Origin of the sequence: Sphaerisporangium sp. B11E5, assembly GCF_039871875.1 — a bacterium.
Lineage (GTDB): Bacteria > Actinomycetota > Actinomycetes > Streptosporangiales > Streptosporangiaceae > Sphaerisporangium.
The window spans coordinates 39,998-61,808 of the sequence record NZ_JBDPMD010000035.1 but is presented as its reverse complement, the minus strand read 5'-3'; the positions used below and the strand labels follow the sequence as shown (position 1 = coordinate 61,808).

Here is a 21,811-nt window from a genome sequence, read left to right as displayed (position 1 = left end):
GTGCTGCCGATCGACCCCGACGCCGACCTCGGCCGCCGCGCCTGGGTGCCCTGCCCCGGCTGCCGTGACGACCGCGGCTGCGGCCCCTGCGGAGACGGCCGCAACTGCGCCGACCACTGGCGCTACCTGCTCGGCGCCACCGGCGGCGTGCTGCACCTGCAGTGCCCCGGCTGCACCCATCTGTGGGACCACCGGACCGGCTTCGGCGCCGGCGGCCGTCCCGCCCACCTGAGCTGACCCCCGCGAGGGCCGCCCGTGACGCCGCTACGCCTCCGGCTCGGCCGGGACGGCGGGCGCCGGGAGCGCCGGCGCGTGGCCGTCCGGCCCGGAGGGGGTGACCGGGAGGGTGAAGACGAACCTGCTGCCCTCGGTGACGCCGGTGTCCAGGCGGATCTGCCCGCCGTGGTACTCGACGATCTTCTTGCACAGCGCGAGCCCGATGCCCGTGCCGTCGTACTCGTCGCGGTTGTGCAGGCGCTGGAAGATCACGAAGATCTTGTCGGCGAACCGCGGCTCCACGCCGATGCCGTTGTCCTGCACGCCGATCTCCCACGTGGTGTCCCGCCGCTCCAGGGTGATCACCACGCGCGGCGCCCGGTCCGGCGCCTGGAACTTCACCGCGTTGCCGATGAGGTTCTGCCACAGCATGGTCAGCATGTTGGGGTCCCCGACCACCTCCGGCAGCCGGGACGGCCTCTCCACCGCGGCGCCGCTCTCCTCGATGAGCGTGTCCAGGTTGGCGAGCGCGTCGTCCAGCGGCCGGTCCAGCGGCACGGGCACGTGCTCGGCGTGGGCACGGCCCACCCGTGAGAAGGTCAGCAACTCGCTGATCAGGGTCTGCATGCGTTTGGCGCCGTCCACCGCGAACGCGATGTACTCGTCGGCCCGCTCGTCCAGTTGCCCGGCGTACCGCCGCTGCAGCAACTGGCAGAACGCCGTCACCTTGCGCACCGGCTCCTGCAGGTCGTGCGAGGCGACGTAGGCGAACTGCTCCAGCTCGGCGTTGGACCTGCGCAGCTCCACGGTCTGCTCACGCAGCAGATCGGTCTGCTCCTGCAGCAGCCGGTGCGCCTCCTGGGACACCGCAAGCTCTGCCGCGATGCGCTGCCGCATCGCCTCGACGCCGCCGGCGAGCGCGGCGATGTCGCTCGGCCCGCGCACGTCGATCGCGCGCCCGAAGTCGCCGCCCGTCACCTGCCCCGCCTCCGCCGCGAGCCGCTCCAGAGGCCGCAGCACCGTGTACCGCAGCAGCATCGACACCGAGACCAGGGTCAGCGCTAACACGATCAGGAGGGCGGACATGACGACGTTGCGCCACATGCGCGCCGTGTGCAGGTCCGCCTCGGCCGCGGCCCGGCTGCGCGTCAGGTTCCGCTCCTGCGCCGACAGCGCCTGGCGGATCCGGTCGAACGACTGTTTGCCCCGTGCCGCCTCCTGCGGGCTTATCGCACCCGCGCCCCGCTCGGTGACCGCCGCCACCGCCGGGTCGGCATACCCGCTCCGCCACGCCGAGGCCTGCCGCAGCACGGCGTCCAGGTCGGCGGCCAGGCCGGCGTCCCAGAGGGAACGGCGCAGCAGGCCGGCCGCGGCGCTCTCCTCCGACATACCCCTGTGGTACGGCTCGAGGAACTCCGGCTTCCCGCTCAGCACGTACCCGTGCAGGCCCGCCTCCTGGTCGAACAGCGCCGTGCGGAGCTGGTGGAACGCGAGCAGCCCGGGGAGGATCTGGTGGGTCACCCGGTCGGTGGTGCGGGTGGTGCTGGTGAGCGCCCAGGTGGTCAGCAGGGCCGACACCGCGAGCAGCGCCGCGAGACCCCCCAGGGTGAGTGTGAACCAGGCCCGGGTGCTCAGCCGCCGCCACCGGGCCATGGCAGCTCCGCCGGATGCCCTCACGCCGCCCTCCTCAGGGACCCCGCCGTCCGTCCCCGACCCTATCGGGACCACGGCACACGCCCGGACACGCCCGCGGGGTCGCATCCCCGGTTCCGGGGATGGTGGGACCACGACCCGGCGATCCATAGTCATCAATGACCCGCTCTCGCTCAGATGAGTGGAGCCGGGTAAAGAACAGGTAAGGCGAATCCCTTGATTTAACGCTTCAGGGAGCCCACAGTGGACTTCCGTGCCGCCGTTCCCGGGGGGGAACCACACCGAATCGGGTCACGACCGGTATGACCATCGACACAAAGCCGGCCGGGGTGAAGAGGCTCGCGAGCGTGTGGCTCGCCGGCGCCCTGGTCCTCGTCGTCCTCGCCACCCTCTTCGACCTGCTCGGCGCCGCGTGGCCGGCCGCCGTGACGGCGCGCGTCCCGCCGGGGGTCGCGCCGGTCGCCGCGCTGGCCGTCCTGGTGCTGATCGCGCACGCCCTGCACGCACGAATGCCCGCACTCGCCTGGCTCGTCCTGCCGCTGGTGCTGGCCGACGCGGCGCTCGCCGCGATCGAGGTGCCGGCCCATCTCGGCCCGGCCGCGCGCACCGCGACGACCGACACCGTCCTGCGCGTGCTGTGGGGCGTGTTCATGCTCTACGTCGTCGGCAAGTTCCTGTTGCTGCGCCGCTTCGCCCGCCGCGCCTACCCGGCGGGTGACCGCGCGCCAGGCCCCATGACGCCGCTGCCCTCGCAGGAGCGCGACCTGAAGAAGCTCACGGGCCTGGTCGCCCCGGCCGGGGACGAGGCCGGGCGGGTGGTCCCGCTGCGCGGCCGCTGGGGCGAGGGCAAGTCGTTCCTGCTGCGGCTGCTCAAGGAACGCTGGGACCCCGACCCCGCCGCGCCCGCCCTGGTGATCGTGGACGTGTGGCAGCAGGAGACCGAGACCGACCTCCAGGTCAGCATCATCGAGGCGGTGCTGAGCCACCCGAGCTACCTGCGCCGGCTGCGCTGGTGCAGGATCCCGGTCTCCTTCCTGTTCGCCCGGCCCGTCGCGGCCCTGCGCGACTCGGTGCGCGGCGTCCAGTTCAGGCTGCTGGAGAGCGGCCCTGGCGTCGAGGCCGAGCTGCAGCTGCCCCAGGTGAGCTGGCAGGGCCTGTTCGAGCGCCTCACCCAGAGCGCCGCCCGCTGCCGCACGGTGATCGCCCTCGACGAGGCCGACCGCGCCACCCCCACCGTCACCCAGGCCGCCCTCACCCTGGCCCGCCGCTCCGCCGACAGCCCCCGCGTCACGGTCCTGCTCCCGTACATCCAGCCCCTCATCCGCTACAAGGCCTTCAACCCGCTGCTCGCCACCCTCCCGGACCTCGCCTCGTCCATGCAGGCGGTCCTGTACGAGGAGGCGATGGCCTCGGGCGGCCCCTCCGGCCACCCGCCGGACGGCGACGGGTCCATCCTCGGCCTGGTCAAGAGGGGTGCGGCGGGCTGGGCGGACGCCGTCGCCGAGCTGCCGGACGACCAGTCGAGACTGCTGGAGCCCGCCGGCTCCGGTCACATGCTGCCCTGGTTCCTCGCCCTCAGCTTCGCGTCGGCGAGCCCGGAGCGGCGCCGGGTGCTGCAGGCCAGGTTCGAGGAGAAGTACCTCGGCCCGGCGGGCCTGCACATCGCGCCGCCCGGGCCGGACGACCTGGCCGCCATGCTGGGCATCCTGGTGCGGGTCCGGGACGTCGTGGAACGCGAGCTCATGCGCGAGGAGCCGTTGACCGCGACGACCCGCGACGAGATCGGCACCGCGGTCCGCCTGGGCCTGGAGCGCTGGCGCGGCCGGCTGGCGGCGGTCCCGCCGCTCCGGGTCCTGGAGGGGCGGCTGCACGAGGTCTTCTACGCGACCGGCACACCCGCCCGTCCGTGCGACCCCCGAGTCATCGCCACCTTGGCGCTGGCCGCCTACGACGCCGCCGGGCTGATCCACGGAGCGACCCTGGAGGGGTAGACATGTCCCACTCACCGACCCATCCCGCGGAACCGGTGGACGGCGCCGCACGGGCACACGCCGACGAGTCGGCGCAGCGGCTGGTGCCGCTGCGCGCCGCGACCTCCAAGGACGTCTCCACCAGCGACCCCGCGCTGCTGCCCACCCCGCACCCGCAGAGCGGCCAGCAGAGCTTCGCGGAGCTCTACGAGGACAGGCTCCGCGACATCTGGCGCGCGGTGCACGGCACGGGCCCCGACGCCGTCGTCGGGGTGGACGCCGAGGGCTGGCTCCTGGTCAGGGAGGCGGTGTTCGACGCCGGGTTCCTTTCGGCGCTCACCGAGGCCGTGCTGCGGCGCAGCATGGAGTCCGCCGCGGGGGAGGAGCCGTTCGAAGGCAACCCCGACGCGGTGGAGCTCCAGGTGGCGTCGGCGACCGAGAACATGCCCGAGGCGATGCTGGAGCGGTTCGTGCGCGGCCCGCTCGCCGCCACCGTGGAGCGCCTGGAACGGCAGAACGCCACGCGGGAGCAGGTGGCGGACATCGTGCTGCGCCCGCTGCGCAAGGTCGCCGGCCGCCCGGAGGCGACCATGCTCGGCATGCGGCTGCTCGGCTACGTCCAAGGGCAGCGCGAGCGCACCCTCGGGTACTGCCTCACCGTGGCCATCATCGCCGACCTGCTCGGCGAGTCCGCGGACACGGAGTCGTCCTACGCCTCGCTCATCGGCTACCACAGCGCCCTGCGTGGCGTGTGGGAACTGCTCACCGAGGGGGAGCTGGAGTTCGAGGGCCGCGCGCGGCGGTTCACCGCGACCAACACCGCCAACCTGGCCACCGAGATGTGGAAGCTGATCGAGGCCTCCCCGTCCACCCCTGAGGAGCGCGAGCGGCGGCATCGGGTCATGCGGACCCTCAAGATGATGGCGGCGGTCGCCAAGGAGGCCCCGGACATCGAGGACGCCGCCGCGACGGCCGTCCTGGAGGGGCTCGGCGTGCGGGCCGCCCCGCCGCGGGCCGCGCTCGCCGTGATCCGCACCATCGGGATCGGCGTGGCCGACCTGTGGAGCGACGACCTGCCCGACCAGGCGCGGCTGCTGTCCGCCGGAGCGGTCGCCGCCGCCACGATGGACGAGTCCGACCGCATGGCCGCCGCCTTCTTCAACGCCGGGGTGACCCTGCTGCAGAGCGACCGCCGCGAGACCTCCACGGTGATCTGGGCGCGCATGGTGCTCAACCTCCTCGGCATGCGGTGGGGCCTCGCCGAGGACGGCACCCCGGCCGCGTTCATCGCGGGCGACGGGCTGGACTGCGCCGTCAACCTGCTCGGCAGCGCCGTCGAGCACCGCCGGCTCAACCGGCCGGACCCGCCGGCGCCGCCGGAGCTCCACAGGGTCGCGCGTCTGGTACTCGGGCTGCTGGACCTGATGCCCGACCACCCGGACAACCGCCTGAAGGCGTCGAGGATCTCCCGCTCGGGACGCATCCTGGAGGCCGAGCCGCTGCCGCTCTCCGACCTCGGCCCCCTGACGGCCGCCGTGGACGAGGCGATCTCGGCGCTGCGCACGGCGGTCGCCGGGACCCGGCCCGAGGAGGCCGACCCCCTGCTGGACACGGCGCGCACCGTGCGGTGGGTGTTCGAGGACCTGCTCGGCCGCCCGTCGTGGCCGCTCGCCGACCGCGTCGCGGAGCTGGTCGCCATGCGGGAGCACGCCGGGGACGTGTTCGCCCGGGGCTACGCCGAGTACGCCCGGCCGCTCGACGACCCGTACGGGACCGGCCCCCTGGTGCCGGCCGGCATGCTGACGGAACAGGAATGGGCCGAGCGCTGCGCACGGCTGCTCGGCACCGTTCCCGACTCGATGGTGCGGGCGCTGCGCGGCTTCAGCCTCTGAGCGCCCGGCGGGTCAGCTGTCGTCCGGGCGGGGCTCGATCAGCTCCATCGCCACCTGAAGGGCGGCCTCCTTGCGCTCCTCGTCGGTGATCTTCTCGCCGGTCAGGAAGAACATGGCCCCGTGCAGGGCGAACAGGGCCATGGTGGAGCGCAGGCGCTTGGCGTGGGGGTCGTCCTCGTCGGACAGGACGCCGACCATGGCGACCATCAGGTCGCGCATCTTGCCGACCTTGGGGTGGTCGCGCAGGGCGGTCTGGTTGCGCTCCATGAAGCGCATGAACAACTGGTGGTGGCCGGCGAACAGCTCGTCGGCGTAGCGGCGCACGAACTCGCGGCGGGTCTCGATGGTGCGGGGCTGGTCCTGCGCCCACTTCACGAGGCGCTCGATCATCGCATGCCGCTCCTCGCTGAGGCTGGCGATGATGTCGTCCTTGGTCTTGAAGTGGTAGTAGAGGGCGGCCTTGGTGACACCGAGGGCCTCGGCGATCTCGCGCAGCGACGTCGCCTCGTAGCCCTGTTCGGTGAACAGCCTGAGGGCGATCTCCTGGATGCGGGTTCGCGTGTCGGTCGTTTCCCTCATGTCTCCCCAGACGTGCTTTAGACCCATATTGACTTGACGGTCGGCAAGTTCGAGCCCTACCTTGGTCGCCATACTAACTTACCGGTCGTCAAGTAAGTACAGCGTTCCGTTCCACCAAGGGGGCACAAAGAAATGACGGAAACCGGAGCCGAGGCGGTTCCCGGTAGGCGCCGAGAGGTCATGATCGTCCTCCCGGGCCTGATGCTGGCTGTGATCCTGGCCATGCTCGACAACATGATCGTCGGCACGGCGCTGCCGCGCATCGTCGGCGAGCTCGGAGGCCTCGCCCACCTGTCCTGGGTCGTCACCGCTTACGTCCTGGGCACCACGGTCTCGACGCCGATCTGGGGAAAGATCGGCGACCTCTACGGCCGCAAGAACATCTTCCTGGCTTCGATCGTCATCTTCCTGATCGGCTCGGTGCTGTGCGGCATGGCGGGCTCGGCCATGTTCGGCGGCGCCGGCGGGGGCATGGGCGAGCTGATCGCCTTCCGGGCCCTGCAGGGCCTCGGCGCCGGCGGCCTGCTGGTGAACGCCATGGCGATCATCGGCGACCTGGTGCCGCCCCGCGAGCGCGGGCGCTACCAGGGCATCATGGCCGCCATGATGTCGCTGGCCATGATCGCGGGCCCGCTGGTCGGCGGCTTCATCACCGACCACCTGAGCTGGCGCTGGGCCTTCTACGTCAACCTGCCCATCGGCGCCGTTGCCTTCGTGTGGCTGCTCGTCCGGCTCCACCTGCCGAAGTACCGCACCGAGCACCGCATCGACTGGCTGGGCGCCGGGCTGCTGGCCGTCGGCATCACCGCGCTCGTACTGATCACCACCTGGGGCGGCACCGAGTACGACTGGGTGTCCCCGCAGATCCTCGGCCTGGCCGCTCTCGCGGTGATCTCGCTGGCCCTGTTCGTCCCCGTCGAGCGCCGCGTCGCCGAGCCGATCCTGCCGCTGCACGTGTTCGGCGACCGCAACTTCACCCTCATCTCGCTGGTCGGCTTCCTGCTCGGCTTCGCGATGTTCGGCGCGATCAACTTCCTGCCGCTGTTCCAGCAGACCGTCCAGGGGGCCTCGGCCACCAACTCCGGCCTGCTCCTGCTGCCGATGATGGCGGCGATGATGGTGATCTCACTGTTCGTCGGCCAGGCCATCACCCGGACCGGCCGCTACAAGATCTTCCCGGTGGTCGGCGGTGTCATCATGGTCGCCGGCATGGGCCTGCTGTCGCTGCAGGACGTCAACACCCCGAGCTGGCAGACCGGCGTGTTCATCGCCGTGCTCGGCCTCGGCATGGGCTTCCTGATGCAGACCACGATGCTGATCGCGCAGAACAGCGTCGAGCAGAAGGACCTCGGCGTGGCCAGCAGCGCCTCCACGTTCTTCCGGTCCATCGGCGGCTCGTTCGGCGTCTCCATCTTCGGGGCCATCTTCAACCACCACCTGACCGCCGGCCTCGCCGACAGGCTCGGCCCGCAGGGCGCGTCCCTGGCCGAGGGCGGCGGCGGGCGCCTGGACCCGGCGGCCCTCGCGGCGCTGCCCGCGCAGGTGCGCGACGGCTTCCTGGGGGCGCTGGCCTCGTCCATCTCCAGCGTCTTCTTCTGGGCGATCCTGTTCGCGGTCGCGGTCCCGCTGCTCGCCGCGTTCGTCAAGGAGGTGCCGCTGCGCGGCGGCCCCGGGGCCACGCCCTCCGACGAGCCCGGTGAGCGGCCCCAGCCGGTTGCGGCGGCCCTCGACTGACGACCCTCACCACGCTCGTGCGGTGGCCGTGATCCCCCAGGGGGCACGGCCACCGTCACACCGGGGTACTCGCAGGGTAGTAGCGTCGGATCATGCGAGTCGGCGTTCTCGACATCGGGTCCAACACGGTGCATCTGCTGGTGGTCGACGCCCACCGGGGGGCGCAGCCGCTGCCGGCCTTCTCCCACAAGGCCGAGCTGCGCCTGGCCGAGCACCTGCACGACGGGAACACCCTGTCGCCCGACGGCGAGCGCAGGCTGCGCAAGTTCATCGAGGACGCGCTGCGCATCGCCGAGGACAAGGGCGTGGAGGACGTCATGGCCTTCGCCACGTCCGCTGTCCGTGAGGCGGTCAACGGCGAGAAGGTGCTGTCCGGCCTGCGCTCGGCCACCGGGGTGGACGTCCAGGTGTTGTCGGGGCCGGAGGAGGCGCGGCTGACGTTCCTCGCGGTGCGGCGGTGGTTCGGCTGGTCCTCGGGGCGGCTGCTGGTGCTGGACATCGGCGGCGGGTCCCTGGAGATCGCCTCCGGCATGGAGGAGGCGCCGGACGTCGCGGTGTCGCTGCCGCTCGGCGCGGGCCGCCTGACCCGGCAGTGGTTCACCGCGGACCCGCCGCCCCCCAAGGAGGTGCGGGCCCTGCGCAAGCACGTGCGGGCCGAGATCGGCCGCGTCGTCGGCGACGTCGCGCGCCACGGCCGTGCCGACCACGCCGTCGCCACCTCCAAGACGTTCCGCCAGCTCGCCCGCATCGCCGGCGCCGCGCCGTCCGGCGAGGGCGCGTACGTCAGGCGCACGCTCTCCAGGGACGACCTGTCCCGCTGGGCCGAGCGCCTCGTCACCATGACCCACGCCGAACGCGCCGCCCTCCCCGGCGTCTCCACCGGCCGCGCCCCTCAGCTCGCCGCCGGCGTCGTCGTCGCCGACGCCACCATGGACCTGTTCGACCTCTCGTCCCTGGAGATCTGCCCGTGGGCCCTGCGTGAGGGCGTCATCCTGCGCCGCCTGGACACGATGCCGGGTGCCTGACCCCACCCGCGCGCCCCCGCCCCAGCGGGCCCATGAGAAACACCGCTCCACCTGCCGGAACGCAGGTGTGAGCGCGCCCGTCCGGGGCACGTGAGGCACTGGCACAAGAGAAGAGGAGGACAGGCGATGATGGCGATCATCGGCACGGTCTACACGCTGCTGGCCGTCCTGATGCTCGTGACCCTGGCACTGATGCTCATAGCAGTGCTGACTCTGATCACCCTGGCCCTTCTGGCCTCCACCACCAACCCCGAGCCTCACCCCGACCCCGCCCCGCCCCCGGACCCCCGAGCGTCCACCGACCCCGTCCCGGCCCCCGCGCGCCCGGCCACCCGTTCCCCCTTGGCCAACGGGACACGCCCGGTCAAGGAGCCGCGTACGGGCGGCGATCTGCTCACGGTCTTCGAGCCACGCGCGGGTGAGGAGCCGCGCACGGCCTCCGGGCCGCGTGCGGGCGGTGAGCTGCGTACGGCCTTCGAGCCGCTCAGGGGCGGCGAGCCGCGCACGGTCTCCCGGGCGCGTGCGGACGGTGAGCTCTCTGGAGTCTCCCGGGTGGGAGCGGACGGTGAGCTCTCTGCGGTCTCCGGTGCAGGTGAGGACGAAGAGCCGCGTGCGGTGCCGGGGTCACGTGCGGGTGGCGGGTCGCGTAAGGCGGCCGAACTGCGTAAGGCGGCCGAACTGCGTGCGAGGGGCGAGCTGCGTACCGGGGGCGAGCTGCGTACGGCCTTCGAGTCGCGTATGGGCGGTGAGCCGTGCACGGTCTCCGGGGCGCGTGCGGACGGTGAGCCGCGTACGGTCTCCGGGCCCCGTGCGGGCGGTGAGCCGGGCAAGGCCGCCGAGCCGCGTGTGAACGGTGAGCCGCGTACGGCGGCCGGCTCACGTGCCGCCGGTGAGTCCCGGCGTCCCATGACAGCGTTCATGCCCGGTGGGCAGCCGACCAGGAAGGACGGCGGGCCGGGGACGCGTGCTCTTGACCGGTGGATCGCCTCGGGGTGAAGGTCGGGTCCGGCTCCGTCGGACCGACCCCTGAGGAGGGACCATGCCGTCCGGCAGGACTCTCGGCGTGTTCACGACCCTGCTGCTCGCCTCCGCCCCACTCACCCCGGCCCTCGGTGCGCCCGCCACGGCGGCCCGTCCGCACGGCCCGGCGGGTGCCGCCGTCACCGTGACGGCCGGCCCCCGTGCCGCTCTCGGTCACCCGCACGAGGCCACCTCCGCCGCCGGTGGGCCGGCGTCGTACACCGCGGACACTTCGGCCGCCGGCGGACCGGCGATGTACGCCTCGGCCGCCGCCGGTGGATCGGCGTCGTACACCGCGAACGCTTCAGCCGCCGGCGGACCGGCGATGTACGCCGCCGCCGGTGGGCCGACGGCGTCCACCTTGACCGCCGGCGGTTCGGCGGGGTCCGCTTCGGCAGGGAGCGGTGGGACGGAGAGGTTGCGGTGGGGACCGTGTGAGGGGACGGCCGATGAGACGGTGCGGTGCGCGGGAGTGCGGGTGCCGCTGGATCATCGGCGGCCGGAGGGGCGGTCCATCACGATCGTGATCTCGCGGCTGCCCGCGACCGACCCCGCGCGGCGGCGGGGTGTGCTGCTCACCACAGGGGGCGGGCCGGGTGGTCCCGGGGTGCCGCTCCCGGCGGCACTCGCGCCCTGGTTCTCCGCGGAGGTGCGGGCCCGGTACGACCTGATCGGCTTCGACATGAGGTTCGTCGAGCGCAGCACACCCATCGGGTGCGGGCAGGCCGCCGAGGAGCCGGGCGGGTTCTGGGTGCGGACCGCGACGCCGGGGAGCTTCGGCGCCGACGCCGCCGCGGCCCGGCGGTACGCCGAGGACTGCGCGCGTGCGGCGGGCTGGGCCCTGCCGTACGCCACCACCGCGAACGCCGCCCGGGACATGGATCTCATCCGGGCCGCGCTCGGCGAGTCCCGGATCTCCTACATCGGCGGGTCGTACGCGGGGATGCTCGGGGCGACGTACAGCACCCTGTTCCCCGGCCGGGTGGACCGGTTCGTCCTGGACAGCCCGGTGAACGGGGACATCGCGTGGCGGCCGTTCGAGCTGGCCCGCACACCGGGGTTCGAGACCGGTCTGACCGCCTTCGCCGCCTGGGCCGCCGAGCGGGACGACGTCCACGGGCTGGGCGGCACGACCGAGGCGGTGATCGGCTGGATCACCGCGCTCCTGGACCGGGCCGGGCGCGAGCCGATCGTCGCGGGCGGGCACGCGTGGACGGCCGGGGAACTGGGCTTCCTCCTGGTCGCCGCCGTCTACTACGAGCACTACTCAGGGCTGGTCGCCGCCGCGCTCGCCGACGTGTCGGCCGGCCGCGAGCCGTTCGTGCCCTTCCCGGTGCGGCCCCTCCCGCCCGAGGGCGTCCCCGGCGTCCCGGTGGACAACCACACCGCCGTCAGCACCGCCTTCCGCTGCGCGGACGGCCCCTGGCCCCGCGGCCTCGGCACCTACCGCCGCGACCTCGCCGTCTACACCGAGCGGTACCCCTTGTTCGGCCCGGCCAACGCCAACATCACTCCCTGCGCCTTCTGGCCGCGCGTCCAGGCCGAGCGCGTCCCGCTGGCCCGCAACCGGGCGCCCGGCGCCCTGGTCCTCGCCGCCCTGGGCGACGTGGCGGTCCCCGTCTCCGTCAGCCGCTCCGTGGCCGCCCGCATCCACGGCTCCCGCCTGGTCACCGTGAACGCCCGGACCCACGCCCCGTTCCCGTACCACGGCGACCCGTGCCTCAACGACACGGTGAACCGCTACCTGGCCACCGGCACCCTCCCTCCGGCCGACATCGCCTGCTGACCCCCACCATGAGGGCCTCCGTCACGTCGCGGGCCGGAAGTAGGTGCCGGGGCGTTCGCGGCCGGTCACGCCGCCGACGCAGCGGTAGATGCGGACGCCTTCCTTGAAGGCGTCGGGGCTCGGGGGGAGGACGGAGACCATCCACTGCGAGGACGGGACGGAACGGGCCGCCCCGATGCGGGAGCGGAGCATCACCTGGGAGGAGCACAGTTTCTTGACGACGGGGTGGGCTTCCAGGTCGGCCAGGTCGAAGGTCATGGCGTCCTGGGGCAGGGGGGCGATGGCGAAGGTCTCCCAGACGTGGCTCTCCTCGCAGGCGCGGCGGCGTACCGACACGGCGCCGGTGATGGCCACGATGCCGCCCCAGCACTCGGGGTCGCGGCCGCAGGCCGCGCCGGCGCCGGTGACGACGGTGGCGGGGCAGTTCTCGGTGACGACGGGGACGCCGCCGAGGGTGCCGGGGGCATCGGCCTGGCCGTCGCCGGTCCCGGCGCCGGCGTCACCGGACGGGCCGGCGGCCTGGCCCGGCGCGCCGGTGGCGCCCGGGGACCCCGAGGGGCCGGTGACGGGCTCACGGGACTCGAACCACGCGACGGTCACCCCGACCACCAGCAGCACCGCGAACAACGCCGCCACCGTCCCGTAGAGCTTGGTCTGCCTGGGGCGCGCCACCGGGGGAACGGGCGGCTGGGTGATGTCCGCCCGGCCGCCCGGCCCCGCGGCCCTGGACCTCGCCCCCGGACGGCCGTCACCGCGCACACTCGGACCGGTGACCTGGCCCCGCAGCCCCGGCTCGGCGCCCCCGCCCCACCCGCCGGGCACCCTCCCCCCGCCCGCGGGACCCGCGGCACCGCCGGGCCCACCGGGCCCGCCGCCGGGACGGCTCCTGAGCCCGCCGGGAGCGCCGGTGCCGCTGCCGGGATTGCCGGGACCGCTGATGGGGCCGTTGGGAGCACCGGGACCATTGGGTACACCGGGGCTGACGATGGGAGCACCGGGGCCGTTGGGAGTACCGGGGCCGATGGGAGTACCGGGGGCGATGGGAATGCCGGGGGCACTGAGGCCGCCGGGAGTGCGGGGGGCACTGATGAAGCCGCCGGGAGCGGCCGGGGCACCGCCCGGCCGGCCGCCTGGGCCCGCACCAAGCTGTCCGCCGGGCGTGGCGTTCGCGGGGGACCCGCCCGGGCCGTACCCGTGGCCACTGCCAGGGTCGTACCTGTGGCCGCCGCCAGGGCCGTACCCCAGGCCGCCGCCAGGGTCGTGCCCGTGGCCGCCGCCAGGGCCGTACCCCAGGCCGCCGCCAGGGCCGTACCCCAGGCCGCCGCCAGGGTCGTGCCCGTGGCCGCTGCCCGGGCCGGTGGCCTCCAGTGGGCCGGCGTCCCTGTGCCTGCTGTGCCTCCCGTGCCCGCTGGGGCCCGTCACGTCCGCCGCGTGCCCGGGGCCGGTCGCGTCCGGGGGGAAGGCGGTGTGGGGGAAGGCGTACGGCCCTGCGGGGCCGGAGGACGGCGAGGCGGGGGTGTAGGGGCCCGACGAGGGGTGCGTGTGGGGGCCGGCGGGGGGCGGCGGCGTGGTGGTGGGGGGCTGGGAGAAGATCTCGGCGGGCAGGGCGGTGAGGGCGTCGCGGAGGGCGGCGGCGGAGGGGAGGCGGTCGTGGGGGTGGGTGGCCAGGCCGGTGCGGAGGACGGCGGTGAGCCGGGGTGGGACGCCGGGGATCTCCGGGACGGGGAGGCGGTGGAGGGCCATGATCATGGCGACGTTGACCACACCGCTCTCGGGGAAGCGCGGGGGGCGGCCGTTCAGGAGCGCGTACAGGGTGGCGGCCAGCGAGTACACGTCCCCGGCGGGGCTCGGCTCGGCCAGTTCGAAGGCCTCCGGCGGGCCGAAGGCGGGGGTCAGCGACTCCCGGGTGACCGACACCTCGCCTTCGGCGTGCCCGGTCGCGGCCAGCCCGAAGTCCGACAACGCGACCATGCCGTACTGGTTGATCAGGATGTTGGCCGGTTTGACGTCGCGGTGCAGCACCCCGGCGGCGTGCGCGGCGGCGAGGGCGTCGGCGATCCGCACCCCGATGTCGCGCACCTCGGCGGGCGGCAGCGGCCCCCGTTCACGCAGCCGGTCGGCCAGCGATCCGCCGGGGCACAGCTCCAGCACCATGTACGGCCGCCCGTCGGGCAGCACCCCGGCGTCGTACACGTCGGCCACGTGCGGGTGGCCCGACAGTGCCCCCGCGGAGCTGACCTCCCGCATGAACCGCCGCCGGTCCCGTTCCGACACCAGCACCCGGTTGTCCACCTTGAGGGCGACCTCGCGGCGGACGGCGAGCTGCCGGGCCCGGTACACCACCCCGAACCCGCCCTGGCCCAGGATCCCGAGCATCTCGTACCCCGGCACCGCGGGTGCCCCCGGCTCGGTCACCTTTCGCCCTCCTCGCTGTCCGCGAGCGGCACATTACCGGAATGATCCAGTTTCGTTGCGGGCGTTCCGGAAGCGAAAGAACGGTCCCCGGGAACCACGCGGGTTCCCGGGGACCTCGGTGCCCCGGCGGCGGGGCGTTCGGACGGCGGGGACGGCCCGGCGCCGCCGGGGGTCAGTGCGAGCCGGAGAGCTCGATGTCGTGCACCCGGGGGTCGCCCTCGTCGGCGAAGTAGTGGTCGGGCCGGGTGGCGTCGGTGCCCTCGTCCGCCTTGGCGGCCCGGGCGATCAGCGTGGCGACCGCCGCGACGGCGAGGTTCACCGCGAGCGCGAGGAACCCGGCGTAGATCGTCACGTTGGTGTCGAAGCCCAGCTTGGCCAGGGGGAACGCCGAGCCGCCGAAGTGCTCGTGCTTGATGGCCGGGTTGGAGATGTTGTAGAGCATCACCATGCCCGCCGTCATGCCGGCGGCCCACCCGGCGATCAGCCCGACCCGGTGGAACCACCGCGTGAACAGCCCGAGCGCCACCGACGGCAGCGTCTGCAGGATGATCACGCCGCCGATGAGCTGCAGGTCGATGGAGAACTGCGGGTCGATGAGCAGGATGACCGCCACCGCGCCGACCTTCACGACCAGCGAGGTGACCTTGCTGACCGCGGCCTCCTGCGCGTCGGTGGCGTCCGGCTTGATGTACTCGCGGTAGATGTTGCGGGTGAACAGGTTGGCGGCGGCGATGGACATGATCGCGGCGGGCACCAGCGCGCCGATGCCGATGGCGGCGTAGGTCACCCCGGCCAGCCAATCGGGGAACATCTTGTCGAACAGCAGTGGCACGACGGTGTTGGCGTCGGTCTTGCCGTCGGCGGTGATCGGCTTGATCCCGGCCGCGATCGCCATGTACCCGAGCAGCGCGATCAGGCCGAGCAGCAGGCTGTAGGCGGGCAGCGCCGCCATGTTCCGCTTGACGACGCCGCGGTTGCGCGCCGCCAGCACGCCGGTGACGCTGTGCGGGTAGAGGAACAGCGCCATGGCCGAGCCGAGGGCCAGCGTGACGTACTGAAGCTGGTTGCCGGCGTTCAGCAGCCAGCCGTCCCCGGGTGCCGGGGTCGTCTCGAACTTGGCGCGGGCGGCGTCGAAGACCGATCCCCAGCCGCCGAGCTGGGTGGGGATGTAGATGATCGCGATCAGGATCACGATGTAGATGAGCGTGTCCTTGACGAAGGCGATCAGCGCGGGAGCGCGCAGCCCCGACTGGTAGGTGTAAGCCGCGAGGATGGCGAAGGCGATGATGAGCGGCAGGTCGCCGGTCACGCCCATCGTCTTCAGCACGGCCTCGATGCCGACGAGCTGCAGCGCGATGTACGGCATGGTGGCCACCAGGCCGGTGATCGCGATCAGCAGTGCCAGTGTGGGGGAGCCGAACCGGGCGCGCACGAAGTCCGCCGGGGTGACCATGCCGTGCACGTGCGCCACCGACCACAGCCGGATCAGCACCAGGAAGACCAGCGGGTACACGATGATCGTGTAGGGGAGCGCGAAGAAGCCCATCGCCCCGGCGCCGAACAGCAGCGCGGGCACCGCGACGAAGGTGTACGCGGTGTACAGGTCGCCGCCCACCAGGAACCATGTGATCCAGGAGCCGAACTTGCGCCCGCCGAGGCCCCATTCGTGCAGGCTGGCCAGGTCGTCGGGACGGCGCCAGCGGGCCGCGACGAAGCCCATGCCGCTGACGACCGCGAACAGGAACGTGAAGACGACGATCTCGACGATGTGGTCGCTCACCGGCCGTCCCTCCCGCCGCGCTGCCCCATGCGGTACACGACGGCCGTGCAGCCGACCCCGATCACGATGAACGCGAGCTGGAGCCAGTAGAACAGCGGGAACCCGAACAGCCGGGGGTCCTCGTGGTTGTACAGGAGCGGGATCAACGGGATGACGATCGGCAGGAGCAGGAGCCAGTTCCACTTGCTGCGGTCACTGCGTTCCGGACGCTGGTCGCTGGGCGGCGTGGTCAACGCGTTCTCCTCGGTATCAGTGGGGCCCGACGGACTTAACAGCACTGTTGAGACTGTTGAGCCTGGTCAACCGGATGGGCGAAGCGTAATTTCGTTCGGTCCCTGTCAAGCTCACCGATCGCCGAACGGCCCCGTCGGCGCGGTGAACGGCCGGACCGGGCGGGCCGGTCCTGCGGTGAGGCGGGCCCGGTCAGCCGTTGAGGTGACGAAGCACGAGCGCCGACGGGTGGGCCGGGTCGTGGAAGACCTCCTCGTCCACCGGCACCGAATCACGGCCGGTGGCCAGCGGTTCCCCGGTACCCAGGTTACGGGCCAGCCGCGGGTAGGCGCCCCCGGCCACCTGCACCCGCACGCGGTGGCCGCGGCGGAAGCGGTGCGCGATCGGCCACAGCTCCACCTCGGCGCGCCGCACGCCGTCCTCGTCCGCGGCGGGCGCGCCCGGGGCGAGCCGCCGCACGCCTTCGCACACGTTGAGCGACGTGCCGTCGGGGTGCACGTCGCAGACCCGGACCACCAGGTCGGCGTGCCCGGTGCTGGTGCGCACGTACAGCTCCGCGGTGACCGGGCCGATCGCGTCGAGGTCCTCGTGCAGCACCGGAGAGGTGTACACCAGCACGTCGGGGCGCCGTTCCACGCGGCGGTTGTCGCGGGGCGCGGAGTTGCCGAGCAGGGTGGGGCCGCCCATGACCGGCGTGGGGTCGGCCGGGTCGAAGCGGAACCGGTCCGGCTCGGCCTCGGCGGGGCCGTCCGGCCCGAGCCCGTGTTCCCCCTGCAGGTGCCAGCGCCGCTCCCGCGTGCCGGGCACCGGCCAGTCGTCGTAGTCGCGCCACTCGTCCGCCCCGGTGACGTACACCCGCACCGGGCTCTCCCGCAGGCCCGACGGGTCGCCGAGCAGGTGGGCGCGGAACCACGCCAGGGCGTCCAGGGTGGCCAGCCTGCCGTGCCGCACGTCGGCGTGGTGCCAGGGCCCGATGGTGAGGTGGGGCCGCCGCCCGGCCCTGCGCATGGCCGCGTAGTCGCGGAGCTGCCACGGCAGGAACACGTCGTACCAGCCGCCGGTCATGGTGACGGCGGCGTCCACCTCGCCGACGGTGCCCGAGTGGTCGCGTTTCTTCCAGAACGGCGCGTCGGGGTCGGCGTGGTGGGTGAGCACCTCCTGGAAGAACGGCAGCCGCCGCCCCGCGGCCAGCACGTCGAACTCGCCGACCGGCCGGTCCGAGGACACCGCCCGCCGGGTGCGGCGCGGCGCGAAGAACACCGCGGCGCCGCTCAGCGGGCCGTTCATCATCGCGGTCAGCGTGCTCCAGCTCAGCGTGGCCTCCAAGGCGAACGAGCCGCCGACGTAGGCGGCGTCGCGCAGTTGCGAGGCGGTCACCTGGGTGGCCATCGCCTTCAGCTCGGGCCCGGCGTAGGGGGCGATGCCCCAGTGGGCGTGGCCGAGGTAGCTCGGGCCGTGCAGCGCGAAGCTGCCGCCGTACCACGGCTGGGCCCGCATCCACTCGATGGTGGCGAGGCCGTCGTCCTGCTCGTCGAGCGGCGTGGCCACGCCGCCGGAGCCGAAGCCGCCGCGGCAGCTCTGCAGGATCACCTGGAAACCGTGCCGGGCGAAGGCCCTGCCGTAGGCCAGCCCGAACATGCCGCGCCTGCCGTACGGCGAGCGGACCAGCACCGTGGGTACCCGGCCCGCCCCGACCGGCACGTAACGGTCGGCGAGCAGGACCACCCCGTCGGGCATCTGCACCCGCATGTCCCTGTGGACGAGCACCTTGTAGGGAACCCGTTCCATGCGCGCCCCCTCTGGCCGGAGGATCACTCCGATCGCGATGCAAGCAGCGCTTTACTCGCGAGTAACATACTAGTGCTAGACTCGCCCCGCCGCTGTGACGGACGTCACTGTGAGGCTGCCCCGCTTCGCCCGGCGTCACTCGCGCACCACCCCGCCGCCACCCCGGCGCGGCGCGCCAGGCGCCCGAACCGGTGGCATCCTGTTCACGGGGCCGCTAGCATTCCCCTCATGCGATCCGTTTCGCCCGCTCAGTGGTGGCGCTGCTCATAGGCGGCGCGAACTTCGCATGTTTCCAACGGCCGCCCCGGAAGGCGGCCTTTTTCGTGCCCGCCCGGGGCTTCACCGATCACATGATCATCAGAGATCGGCGATCAAGAAGGGCGAGTGCATGGTGGACACCAGCGGATATACCACCGCCGGGGGCATAGGCGTCGAGGTGAAGACGGCGAACGTGCCCGAATCGGTGCTCGAGGACATCGTCGCGTCCCTCGGCGAACACCGCGGCGGCGTGCTCTCCTCCGGCATGGAGTACCCCGGCCGGTACAGCCGGTGGCATCTGGCCTACACCGACCCGGTGCTGGAGATCGTCGCCCGGGGCCGGGTCATCGGCGCGCGGGCCCTCAACGAACGCGGGCGGGTGGTGCTCCCCGTCGTCACCTCCTGCCTGCTGGCGGCGGGCAAGCCCACCTCCGAGCCCACCGCGGACCACGTCGAGGTGCGTGTGCCCGAGTCGGAGGAGATCCTCCCCGAGGAGATGCGCAGCCGGCGGCCCACCGTCTTCACCGCCATCCGCGAGGTCATCGCCGCGTTCGCCGGGAAGGACGCCCACCTCGGGCTGTACGGCTCGTTCGGCTACGACCTGGCCTTCCAGTTCGAGCCGATCCGCCAGGTGCTCACCCGGGCCGCCGACCAGCGCGACCTGGTGCTCCACCTGCCCGACCGGATCATGGTGGTCGACCGCAAGCGCGAGACCAGCCGCGAGTACCGCTACGAGTTCACCGTCGACGGCGTCTCCACCCACGGGCTGCCCCGCACCGGCGAGGCGGTGCCGCTGGCGGCCGTGCCCGCCGAGATCCCGCCCGGGCCCCGCGCCGGCGACTACGCCACGGTGGTGGAGGCCGCCAAGGCCAGGTTCAAGCGCGGCGACCTGTTCGAGGTGGTGCCCGGCCAGGTGTTCCACGGACCGTGCGCCGACCCGGTGGCCTTCTACCGTGCCCTGCGGCTCGGCAACCCCGCCCCGTACGAGTTCCTGTTCAACCTCGGCGAGGGCGAGCACCTGGTGGGGGCCTCGCCGGAGATGTACGTGCGGGTGCAGGGCGACCGGGTGGAGACCTGCCCGATCTCCGGCACCATCGCCCGTGGCGCCAACCCCGTCGAGGACGCCGAGGCCATCCGCACGCTGCTCAGCTCCACCAAGGAGGAGTCCGAGCTGACCATGTGCACCGACGTCGACCGCAACGACAAGTCCCGCATCTGCGTGCCGGGCACCGTGCAGGTCATCGGCCGGCGCCAGATCGAGATGTACTCGCGCCTCATCCACACCGTCGACCACATCGAGGGCCGCCTGCGCCCCGGTTTCGACGCCCTGGACGCCTTCCTCACCCACATGTGGGCCGTCACCGTCACCGGCGCCCCGAAGACCTGGGCCATGCAGTTCATCGAGGACCACGAGGCCACCGCGCGGCGCTGGTACGGCGGGGCCGTCGGCTACCTCGGCTTCGACGGGTCGATGAACACCGGCCTCACCCTGCGCACCGCGCAGATCCGCGGCGGGGTGGCCGCCGTGCGCGCCGGGGCGACGCTGCTGTACGACTCCGACCCCGGCGCCGAGGAGCGCGAGACCGAGCTCAAGGCGAGCGCCCTGCTCCGCGCGCTGGCCGCCGTCGGCACCGCGCCCCCCGAGACCGCCGCGCCGGTCGCCGAGCGGCCCGGCGAGGGCATGAAGGTGCTGCTCGTCGACCACGAGGACTCCTTCGTCAACACCCTGGCCGACTACTTCCGCCAGCAGGGTGCCGATGTGCTCACCCTGCGGCACGGCTTCCCGCGCGCCATGCTGGACGAGTCCGCCCCCGACCTGGTGGTGCTGTCGCCCGGCCCCGGCTGGCCGTCCGACTTCGGCTGCGCCGACCTGATCGGCGACCTGTACGAGCGCGGGCTGCCCGTCTTCGGGGTGTGCCTCGGGCTGCAGGCCATGGTCGAGCAGGCGGGCGGCACGCTGGAACTGCTGGACTACCCCGAGCACGGCAAGCGCGGCAAGGTGGGTCGTATCGGCGGCAGCACCATGCTCGACGGACTGCCCGGGGAGTTCACCGCGGCCCGCTACCACTCGCTGCACGCCAAGACCCCCGGCGTGCGCGGCTTCACCGTGACCGCCGCCACCCCCGACGGCGCGGTCATGGCCATCGAGGACGACGTCAACCGCCGCTACGCCGTGCAGTTCCACCCCGAGTCGATCCTCACCACCGAGGGCGCGGCCGGGGCGCGCATCGTGGCCAACGTCCTGCGGCTGTGCCGCCCGGCCCCCGTCCGGACCGGCTGACCCGGGCCGGCCGGCACGGCACGGGAGGCGGTCCCGCCCGCCCGGCGGCCCGCCTCCCGCCACCAGTACCATTGCGGCCGACGAGAAGGGGAGGACCGGCGTGGAGTTGGTCAGCGAAGTGACGGTGGAACTGGTCAAGCACAGCGCGTCGGACTCCGACGTGGTCTGGGCGGCCCGCGTCTCGACGGCGGGTGAGAAGTCCCTCGCCGCCGTCGGCCAGGACGCCGAGCGCGCCAGAGGCTTGATCAACTTCCTCATGCGCGACCGCCACGGCAGCCCCTTCGAGCACAACTCCATGACGTTCTTCGTCAGCGCCCCCATCCTGGTCTTCCGCGAGTTCCACCGCCACAGGGTCGGCTGGTCCTACAACGAGGAAAGCGGTAGATATCGGGAGCTCCGCCCGGTTTTCTACGTGCCGGGGCCGGATCGCAAGCTCGTGCAGGAGGGCAAGCCCGGGCAGTACGTCTTCACGGAGGGGGACGAGACGCAGCACAAGCTGGTGGGGGAGGCGATGGAGCGGTCGTACCGCGAGTCGTACGCGGCCTACCAGGAGATGCTGGCGGCGGGCGTCGCCCGGGAGGTCGCCCGGGCGGTGCTGCCCGTCGGGTTGTTCTCGTCGATGTACGCCACCTGCAACGCGCGGTCGCTGATGCACTTCCTGTCGCTGCGCACCAAGGACGAGCGGGGGATCGTGCCGTCGTTCCCGCAGCGCGAGATCGAGATGGTGGCCGAGAAGATGGAGGCCTTCTGGGCGGAGCTCATGCCCATCACGCACGCCGCCTTCAACGCCAACGGCCGCGTCGCCCCCTGAACGCCCGGGAGGACGCTCCCCGTGGTCCCCGCGGGGCCGCGCCGGAGGGCGGCCACTCCTCTTCCTATAAGGCGGGCATGACGTAGACCTCGGCTCCTGGCGGCAGGGCGCAGGATAAGCCGCCGAGACGGCGGGCGTTCTCGCCGCAGACGAACATGCTGATGTGGCGGCGGATGCCCCCGTACTCGTCGCACAGGCGGCGTTCCAGTGTGGGATGGGTGCGCCGCAGCGTGTGCAGGGCGGCGCCCAGGGTGGGGCTGGCCTCGGCGGAGTCGGCGACGGCGAAGACGCGGACCTCGGTGGCCCCGCTTCCCCAGTGACCGAGCATGCTGGGCAGGACGAACGTCACGAGCGTGACCGGCTTGGCCATGG

General features: G+C 73.0%; 16 protein-coding genes. 9 read left to right on the top strand and 7 right to left on the bottom strand.

Translation table 11 applies throughout. The features are described 5' to 3' along the window. A complete protein-coding gene (locus ABGB17_RS26895) occupies window positions 1–237 on the top strand; it encodes a hypothetical protein (protein WP_347634349.1) in 237 nt (78 codons plus the stop codon). A gap of 27 nt (window positions 238–264) precedes the next feature. Here ABGB17_RS26895 and ABGB17_RS26890 read toward each other — a convergent pair whose 3' ends face one another. Continuing rightward, window positions 265–1,893: an ATP-binding protein gene (locus ABGB17_RS26890; protein ID WP_347634347.1), complete on the bottom strand. Its 1,629-nt coding sequence runs from the start codon at window positions 1,891–1,893 to the stop codon at window positions 265–267. Between the two features lie 278 nt (window positions 1,894–2,171). On the opposite strand from ABGB17_RS26890, the gene ABGB17_RS26885 reads away from it, so the two are divergent. Both ABGB17_RS26885 and ABGB17_RS26880 read left to right on the top strand, forming a co-directional pair. Beyond that, the gene (locus tag ABGB17_RS26885; protein ID WP_347634345.1) at window positions 2,172–3,860 is read left to right on the top strand and encodes a P-loop NTPase fold protein; all 1,689 of its coding nucleotides are present in this window, start codon (window positions 2,172–2,174) and stop codon (window positions 3,858–3,860) included. A gap of 2 nt (window positions 3,861–3,862) precedes the next feature. Beyond that, entirely contained in the window at window positions 3,863–5,731 is a 1,869-nt protein-coding gene (locus ABGB17_RS26880; protein ID WP_347634343.1) for a hypothetical protein, read from the top strand. A gap of 12 nt (window positions 5,732–5,743) precedes the next feature. On the opposite strand, the gene ABGB17_RS26875 is transcribed toward ABGB17_RS26880, so the two are convergent. Then, on the bottom strand, window positions 5,744–6,310 hold the full coding sequence (locus ABGB17_RS26875; RefSeq protein WP_347634341.1) for a helix-turn-helix domain-containing protein: 567 nt from the start codon (window positions 6,308–6,310) through the stop codon (window positions 5,744–5,746). 180 nt (window positions 6,311–6,490) lie between these two features. Between ABGB17_RS26875 and ABGB17_RS26870 the strand changes: the two genes are divergently transcribed. From ABGB17_RS26870 to ABGB17_RS26855, 4 genes are all read left to right on the top strand, one after another. Then, entirely contained in the window at window positions 6,491–8,044 is a 1,554-nt protein-coding gene (locus ABGB17_RS26870; RefSeq protein ID WP_347634339.1) for an MDR family MFS transporter, read from the top strand. Window positions 8,045–8,136: 92 nt separating this feature from the next. Then, entirely contained in the window at window positions 8,137–9,069 is a 933-nt protein-coding gene (locus tag ABGB17_RS26865; RefSeq protein ID WP_347634337.1) for a Ppx/GppA phosphatase family protein, read from the top strand. 126 nt (window positions 9,070–9,195) lie between these two features. Further along, on the top strand, window positions 9,196–10,065 hold the full coding sequence (locus tag ABGB17_RS26860) for a hypothetical protein (protein WP_347634335.1): 870 nt from the start codon (window positions 9,196–9,198) through the stop codon (window positions 10,063–10,065). A gap of 43 nt (window positions 10,066–10,108) precedes the next feature. Then, window positions 10,109–11,875 carry an alpha/beta fold hydrolase gene (locus ABGB17_RS26855; protein WP_347634333.1) on the top strand — a complete coding sequence of 589 codons (1,767 nt, stop codon included), beginning with the start codon at window positions 10,109–10,111 and terminating at the stop codon, window positions 11,873–11,875. 21 nt (window positions 11,876–11,896) lie between these two features. On the opposite strand, the gene ABGB17_RS26850 is transcribed toward ABGB17_RS26855, so the two are convergent. The 4 genes from ABGB17_RS26850 to ABGB17_RS26835 form a co-directional block, all read right to left on the bottom strand. Beyond that, window positions 11,897–14,290 (bottom strand): serine/threonine-protein kinase, encoded by a 2,394-nt coding sequence (locus ABGB17_RS26850; protein WP_347634331.1) that lies wholly within the window; start codon window positions 14,288–14,290, stop codon window positions 11,897–11,899. 172 nt (window positions 14,291–14,462) lie between these two features. Continuing rightward, window positions 14,463–16,070 carry a sodium:solute symporter gene (locus ABGB17_RS26845; RefSeq protein ID WP_347634329.1) on the bottom strand — a complete coding sequence of 536 codons (1,608 nt, stop codon included), beginning with the start codon at window positions 16,068–16,070 and terminating at the stop codon, window positions 14,463–14,465. After that, window positions 16,067–16,303, bottom strand: a complete 237-nt coding sequence (locus ABGB17_RS26840; RefSeq protein ID WP_347634327.1) for a DUF3311 domain-containing protein — start codon at window positions 16,301–16,303, stop codon at window positions 16,067–16,069. The genes ABGB17_RS26845 and ABGB17_RS26840 overlap by 4 nt, the downstream gene beginning before the upstream one ends. A gap of 190 nt (window positions 16,304–16,493) precedes the next feature. After that, window positions 16,494–18,089, bottom strand: coding sequence for a CocE/NonD family hydrolase (locus ABGB17_RS26835; RefSeq protein WP_347634325.1), 1,596 nt, complete (start codon window positions 18,087–18,089; stop codon window positions 16,494–16,496). Window positions 18,090–18,480: 391 nt separating this feature from the next. On the opposite strand from ABGB17_RS26835, the gene ABGB17_RS26830 reads away from it, so the two are divergent. Together ABGB17_RS26830 and thyX are read left to right on the top strand one after the other, a co-directional pair. Continuing rightward, on the top strand, window positions 18,481–20,628 hold the full coding sequence (locus ABGB17_RS26830) for an anthranilate synthase component I (RefSeq protein ID WP_347634399.1): 2,148 nt from the start codon (window positions 18,481–18,483) through the stop codon (window positions 20,626–20,628). Between the two features lie 100 nt (window positions 20,629–20,728). Further along, on the top strand, window positions 20,729–21,439 hold the full coding sequence (gene thyX, locus ABGB17_RS26825; protein ID WP_347634323.1) for an FAD-dependent thymidylate synthase: 711 nt from the start codon (window positions 20,729–20,731) through the stop codon (window positions 21,437–21,439). A 64-nt stretch (window positions 21,440–21,503) separates the two neighbouring features. On the opposite strand, the gene ABGB17_RS26820 is transcribed toward thyX, so the two are convergent. Further along, the gene (locus ABGB17_RS26820; protein ID WP_347634321.1) at window positions 21,504–21,809 is read right to left on the bottom strand and encodes a hypothetical protein; all 306 of its coding nucleotides are present in this window, start codon (window positions 21,807–21,809) and stop codon (window positions 21,504–21,506) included. Window positions 21,810–21,811 lie beyond the last annotated feature (2 nt).